At 36.3% G+C, this 617-nt stretch carries 2 protein-coding genes; both read right to left on the bottom strand.

Features of this window, described 5'->3' with window-relative positions:
* Positions 1 to 146 (bottom strand): dihydrodipicolinate synthase family protein (locus N2201_07515; GenBank protein ID MCX7786046.1); only part of this gene is annotated, 146 nt, incomplete at its 3' end.
* 27 nt (positions 147 to 173) lie between these two features.
* Positions 174 to 617: cell division protein FtsH (locus N2201_07510; protein MCX7786045.1), on the bottom strand; the 444-nt coding region annotated here is incomplete at its 5' end.

Genomic DNA, 617 nt, shown 5'->3' with positions numbered 1-617 from the left:
GATTCGCCAGTTGTTCCACATGGTACAAAACCATTCGTCTTGTTTGCTAATTGATATTGGATGTTTTGTTTTAAACCTTCTAAATCAAGGCGATATTTTTTATCAAACGGCGTGACTAAAGCAACAATTGAACCAGATAATTGCATTAAATCATTTCAAGACTAATCTAATTTTTATGTAATCCCTTCATTTCTGAAGTCTATCGCAGAAATGGTCGTTGAAGGTGTAATTCCAATAATTTCGTCAATCTCTTTGCCGTCAAGAATTTCTTTTTCCAGTAATTTTTGGGCTAAAGTCTTAAGTTTTTTAATATTTTCTTTTAGTAATGATAACGCTTTTTTATGGGCTTCATCAACAAAATGTTTTATTTCGTTATCAATCAATTTTGCGGTCTCTTCTGAGAAATTGCGATGCAAACCGATTTCTCGTCCTAAAAATATTTCTTCATCTGGTTTGCCTAAGGTTAATGGACCAAGTTTTTCACTCATTCCCCACTCACAGACCATTTTTCTGGCCAATTGGGTGGCGCGGTTAATATCGTCGCGAGAACCGGTCGAAATGTCGCCGAATTCTAATTCTTCTGCCGCGCGTCCGCCTAACATAACTGTTAACTGATT

The organism is candidate division WOR-3 bacterium (genome assembly GCA_026418155.1).
Lineage (GTDB): Bacteria > Hydrothermota > Tepidihabitantia > Tepidihabitantales > CAIPLT01 > JAOABV01.
This window is presented reverse-complemented; position numbering and strand designations above follow the sequence as displayed.